We start from the raw sequence: 6029 nt of genomic DNA on the forward strand, positions 1-6029 counted from the left end.
CGGCGGCGACATGAGACACCCACCGTAATACCGTGCGTTCGAGGCTTGTCACGTCGGCGCAACCGTGTCCCGCAAATCGAGGATCTTGGTTGATGAGATACCAGGCGTGCATCGGAATTGTGGTCGCACGCGATCGCCGACTTTCTTTCGGATAGTCGAGGTGTAGCGCAATGATCATTACGTCATTGTTGGCGCCAGCATTTCCTGCCCCACTGTCACCGTCTATCGAAACCCGGCTTGCCTTCCGCCCAGTCACCTTCGCGTCTTTAGTCGACGATACAGCGTGCGTTCACTCATCCCGAGGTGTTGAGCGAGCGCGCTGCGTGTCCCGGAGAACTCCTCTGCGAACCGTACAAGCTCACGATCCGTAAGCTCGCCGCGTGTCGAAAATGAGGGTGAGCCCGTGCTGTTGCCCAGATGCGCCGACTCCGCCGCCACCATGTCATCCGGCAGATGTTCGATCCGGATCACCCCGTCGTCGGCCAACAGGCAGGCGCGGTCGAGCACGTTGCGCAGTTCCCGGATATTACCCGGCCAGGAATAGGCATGGAGCCTCGCGAGCGCGTCCGATGCAATGCTGAACTTGCGGCCCGCAACGCCTTGTGTGCTATCGATACGCTGGAGTATTGATTCGACGAGCAGCGCGATATCGTCGGGGCGCTCGCGCACCGCCGGCAGGTGAATCGGAAATGCACTGATGCGGTAGTAGAGGTCCTGGCGGAACCGGCCGTCGTCGATCATTTCCCGCACCGGTTTGTGCGTCGCTGCCACGAGTCGGAAATCCGCGCGCAAGGTCTCGATGCCGCCGACCCGGCGGAACGTGCCGGACTCGATGAGCCGCAGCAGCTTGACCTGCATTGACAGTGGCACATCGCCGATTTCGTCGAGAAACAGCGTTCCGCCTTGCGCGGTCTCGACGAGACCCGGTTTGCGCGCGGCTGCGCCAGTGAACGCCCCCTTTTCATAGCCGAAGAGTTCGGTCTCGAACAAGGCCTCCGTGATGCCGGAGCACTCGACAACGACAAATGGGTGTTGCGCTCGCTCGCTTGCCTCATGAAGGGCGCGCGCGAACAGTTCCTTGCCGGTGCCGGACTCTCCGAGGAGCAGGACCGGCAGCATTGAAGGCGCGACGCGATGCAGCGCCGAGATCGCCGCGTTGAACGCCGTCGAGCGCCCGACCAGGCCTTCCGCGCTCGGCTTGGCAGATGCGCCGCGCACCGTCGAGAGCCGCTCGACGTATGCCACCACCTCCCGCTGTGCATTGAAAATCGGCCGCAACTCGACATCGACATGCTCCGGCCCGCGAGGCGTGTGATGAATATGCAGCACGCGGTCGGGACCGCGCAGTTCAAATGCCCGTTTCATCGGACAGTGCTCGCCCGCCTGATCGCAAGGGACGTCGTAGTGATGCGAAACCTGGTAGCACTTGCGGCCGAGGTGAGGCTGGCTGGCGACGCCGAACTGACGTTGATAGGCGGTGTTGGCGGCAAGGATGCGGTACTCGGGATCGAGCACGATCATCGGTTGAGCGTCGTGCTCCAGATATGACACGAGTGCATCGACATCCAGCGCTCGAGGCGGTTCGTCCGGCATCGTCGCGACGGGCGTGATCGGTATGAATGACTTTGGGGATTTCACGGCGGCGGCTCCGGTAAACCTCACTATACGTCGACACTGCCATAACTGCCATCTGACTGCCAGAACTGGCAGTCTTCGCTCGCTGCTGGCCGTCCGAGGACGGCATCGCCCAATCCGAGTAGATAAAAATATTGATGAAAATCAACAGTTTATATGCCTTAAGTCAGATGGGAATGACGATGGCACGGTTCTTGTACTGATTGCCCCGACCCTGCCGCATTGGAAGCCCCATTTTTTGAGGAGAGGATGTTGAATACCACGAGCCCTATGCAGGTCGAAGGCTTCTTCGACCCCGGCACCTGGACGATCAGCTACCTGTTGCTGGATATCCGCACGGGCGACTGTGCACTCATCGACAGCGTCCTTGATTTTGACCCGAAGTCAGGCCGGACCTCCACGACGACAGCCGACAAGCTCATCTCGCGCGTTCACGAACTTGGCGCGAAGGTCCAGTGGCTTCTCGAAACCCACGTGCACGCCGACCATCTGTCCGCCGCGCCCTACCTCAAGGAAAGACTCGGCGGAACGATTGCGATCGGCGCGCAGGTGACACACGTACAAGACGTGTTCGGCAAGCTTTTCAACGCCGGCTCGAGATTCGCGCACGATGGCAGCCAGTTCGATCACCTGCTCTCCGACGGCGAAACATTCGCCGTCGGAGCGTTACAGGCGCGCGCCATCCATACCCCGGGCCATACGCCGGCCTGCATGACCTTTGTGGTGAGCGACGGCGCGCAGACCGCAGCCTTTGTCGGGGACACCCTGTTCATGCCCGACTACGGCACCGCGCGCTGCGACTTTCCCGGCGGCGACGCCCGTACGCTCTACCGGTCAATCAACAAGGTGTTGAGCCTGCCGGCGGACACGAAGCTGTACATGTGCCACGACTACCAGCCAGGCGGGCGGCCTTTGCAGTTTGTCAGCACGGTAGCCGAGGAGCGCGAACACAACGTCCATATACGCAACGGTATCAGCGAGGAATCCTTCGTTGCGATGCGCACCGCGCGCGACGCGACGCTCAACATGCCGGTGCTGATGCTGGCGTCGGTGCAGGTCAACATGCGCGCCGGACATATGCCCGATCCGGAAGATAACGGAGTGCCGTATCTCAAGATTCCCCTCAACGCAATCTGAGCCGGTGCACCTAGCGAGTAGAAGCAACAGGAGAAGTCGATGGACATCAAGAAACTGACGGCTGAACTGGCGGTATCACAACAGATTGCCGCATCCGACCTGCGTGCGATCGCGGACGGTGGCTTCCGCGCCGTTGTCTGCAATCGCCCCGATGGCGAAGGTTCCGACCAGCCCAACTTTAGCGAGATCGAGGCGGCGGCCCGTGAACAGGGTATCGAGACCCACTACCTGCCAATCGAGTCCGGCAAGGTCGGCGATGGCGAGGCTGCGCAGTTCGGCGAACTGATGCAGGCACTGCCGAAGCCGGTGCTCGCCTATTGCCGCACCGGGATGCGTGCCGCGACGCTGTGGGCGCTGTCCGAAGCGCCTCGCCGGGCGTTGCCGGACATCGTCGCCGCTGCCAGGGCAGCAGGCTATGATCTGTCTGCGCTGGCGCGGCGTATCGCCAACGGCGGCAAGGTTCCCGTCGAAGTCGCCGTGGCCAGTCACGACATTGTGATCATCGGCGCAGGCGCCGCCGGCGTGGCGGCAGCCGCGAGCTTGCTCGCGCGCGAGCGCAACCTCGACATCGCCATCATCGACCCCGCCGACGTCCACTATTACCAGCCAGGCTGGACCATGGTCGGAGCCGGTGTGTTCGATCCCGAGACCACCGCCCGCGAGATGGCCGCCGTGCTCCCGCGCAAGGTGCACTGGATCAAGGCCGCGGTGGCTGCGTTCGAGCCGGAAAAGAATTCGGTTGTTCTCGAAGGATGCCGGGTGGTGAGCTACAGGCAGCTCATCGTTTGTCCGGGACTGAAGCTGGACTGGCATGCTATCGACGGGTTGCCGGAAACCCTTGGCCAGAACGGCGTGACGTCCAACTATCGCTACGATCTTGCTCCCTATACCTGGCAGCTCGTGCGCGAGCTCAGGGGTGGCCGCGCGCTGTTCACCCAGCCGCCGATGCCGATCAAATGCGCTGGGGCGCCGCAAAAGGCGATGTATCTGTCCTCGGATCACTGGCGGCGTTCAGGCCGGCTCGAGCAGATAGATGTCCAGTTCTTCAATGCCGGGGCTGTGTTGTTCGGCGTGGCCGACTATGTCCCGGCATTGATGGAGTACGTCAGGCGTTACGACATCGCGCTGAACTTCGGCTTCAACCTGAGTGCGATAGACGGGCCGGCCAAGCGCGCGATATTCAGGCGCACACTCGAGAACGGCAGCGTGGAATCGGTGACCAGTGAGTTCGACATGATCCACGTGGTACCACCACAGAAGGCACCGGACTTCATCCGAGTCAGTTCGCTGGCCGATAAGGCGGGCTGGGTCGATGTCGACCAGGCGACGCTGCGCCACAAGACCTACTCAAACGTCTTCGCGCTCGGCGATGCCGCGAACACGCCAAATGCGAAAACCGCCGCCGCCGCACGCAAGCAGGCACCAGTCGTCGCCCACAACGTGCTTGCCGCCCTCGGGAAGGTCCGGGGCGAGGCAGCATACGACGGTTATGGATCATGCCCGCTGACCGTCGAACGCGGCAAGATCGTGCTCGCGGAATTCCTCTATGGCGGGAAGGTCGCGCCGACGCTGCCGACCTGGTTGATCGACGGCAAGCACCCGTCGCGACTCGCGTGGTTGCTGAAGGAGCGCATCCTGCCGCCGCTTTACTGGCAGGGGATGCTCAAGGGGCGCGAGTGGCTGGCGCAGCCTGAACTCGTGGGCTAACGCAGCGGTGGCTCACAACCTATCGGATTCCTCATGCTGACTTCACTTATCCTCGGCGCCATCGTTGGCGCGGTGCTCGGCCTGACTGGCGCGGGTGGCGGCATCCTCGCAGTTCCGGCACTGGTGGCCGGCATGGGCTGGCCGATGCAGCAGGCGACGCCAGTTGCGCTGGTTGCCGTGGCAGGCAGCGCTGCGATCGGCGCGCTTGAAGCATTCCGGCAGCGGCTCGTCCGTTACCGCGCCGCGCTGTTCATGGCCGCAGCGGGTGTGTCGCTGACCTCGCTCGGCGTGCGCCTTGCCCACGCGTTACCGCAACGCGTGCTATTGGCGCTGTTTGCCACCGTCATGCTGGTGGTGGCCGGAAGGCTGTTGTCACAGGCTTTGCGGCGCGGGCGGCCGGACCGTGCAGATTCACGGCTTTGCGTCGGTCGCATGAACCCCGATACCGGCCGGCTGATCTGGTCGTGGACCACCGGGGCCGCACTCGCTGCAACCGGCGCGCTGACCGGGCTGATGACGGGACTACTCGGCGTGGGCGGCGGCTTCATCATCGTGCCTTTGCTGCGCAAAGTGACCAACGTGTCGATGCATGGCATTGTCGCCACGTCACTGATGGTGATCGCGCTGGTCGGCAGCGGCGGTGTCGTCGCGACGATCCTGCACGGCGCGCCGCTACCGCTCGAGCTGACGCTGTGGTTCAGCGTGGCGACAGCGGCCGGCATGGTGGCCGGGCGGCTGGCCTCGCACCGTCTCTCCGCGCAGCACGTACAGATAGGTTTCGGAGGCGTGTTGATCTGTGTGGCGCTCGGCCTGATGGCAAAAGCCGCACTGGGTAGGTGACCCTGGCGCCGACACATTAGAAGTGTGGCAGTCGATCGTCTCATGTCAACTTCGGAACGGACGCTTGGGAAACTCACCTCAAGGTCTCAATCGGGTCGAATTGAGCCGAAGGCAGGCCGCGCAACGACGCCGTGTTTATCCATTCAGCATCAGACCGAGTTCGGCCATGAAGCGGTTATCCGAAAACGCTCTGGAAATCGTCGGCAGTCTACCTTTGGGCGAGCGCGGCGCGCATCCGGCTATCCTTGTCATGGCAACTTTTGAAAGAGCCGGAGACTTGCGATCACGCATATGGGTAGCAAAATAAACAGAGCCGGAAGCGTCGCGAGCAGCACAAATCCACCGCTAAGATCGCCGCCGTCAGCCACGGGATGCCGTGGCTGGAAGAGGCTGTGGTACATGAGCAAGTTAAACAGTGCGCCCCAGGTAATTAGCGCCACGAGAATCCCGACGCCAATCGCCAGCGTGTTCAATGCGCCTTTCTCAATCGCGCTTATTTTGCCTTCGTCGTTCTCAGCCATTGGCAACCCCGAACATCGGTAACAAAACACGCGCATTGTGGCACGGGCTGGACGCGCTGAACGTCTCCTTTCGGACGAAACGAATGTCCCTTCGGGGTCGACAAGGGTCCGTCGGATACCAGTACCGGCAACGGCAGACCGTCCCAACGGACACCCCTTTGTATGACTTCTGTATTCTCGTTGAGGGCA

The 6029-nt window shown here is 62.3% G+C and carries 5 protein-coding genes; 3 read left to right on the forward strand and 2 right to left on the reverse strand.

The genetic code is table 11. From position 1 onward, the window contains the following. Positions 1-252: 252 nt before the first annotated feature. A complete protein-coding gene (locus tag P3T25_RS45870; protein ID WP_429364185.1) occupies positions 253-1593 on the reverse strand; it encodes a sigma-54 interaction domain-containing protein in 1341 nt (446 codons plus the stop codon). 291 nt (positions 1594-1884) lie between these two features. On the opposite strand from P3T25_RS45870, the gene P3T25_RS45875 reads away from it, so the two are divergent. From P3T25_RS45875 to P3T25_RS45885, 3 genes are read left to right on the forward strand one after another with little or no spacing between them, the layout of a single operon-like run. Continuing rightward, positions 1885-2772 carry an MBL fold metallo-hydrolase gene (locus P3T25_RS45875; RefSeq protein ID WP_429364175.1) on the forward strand — a complete coding sequence of 296 codons (888 nt, stop codon included), beginning with the start codon at positions 1885-1887 and terminating at the stop codon, positions 2770-2772. A gap of 39 nt (positions 2773-2811) precedes the next feature. Next, on the forward strand, positions 2812-4479 hold the full coding sequence (locus tag P3T25_RS45880; RefSeq protein WP_429364177.1) for a TIGR01244 family sulfur transferase: 1668 nt from the start codon (positions 2812-2814) through the stop codon (positions 4477-4479). Positions 4480-4512: 33 nt separating this feature from the next. Then, positions 4513-5319, forward strand: a complete 807-nt coding sequence (locus P3T25_RS45885) for a sulfite exporter TauE/SafE family protein (RefSeq protein WP_429364179.1) — start codon at positions 4513-4515, stop codon at positions 5317-5319. 248 nt (positions 5320-5567) lie between these two features. Here P3T25_RS45885 and P3T25_RS45890 read toward each other — a convergent pair whose 3' ends face one another. Beyond that, a complete protein-coding gene (locus tag P3T25_RS45890; RefSeq protein ID WP_429364181.1) occupies positions 5568-5840 on the reverse strand; it encodes a hypothetical protein in 273 nt (90 codons plus the stop codon). Positions 5841-6029 lie beyond the last annotated feature (189 nt).

Source organism: Paraburkholderia sp. GAS32, from assembly GCF_050434225.1.
In the GTDB taxonomy this organism is placed as follows: Bacteria; Pseudomonadota; Gammaproteobacteria; order Burkholderiales; family Burkholderiaceae; genus Paraburkholderia; species Paraburkholderia madseniana.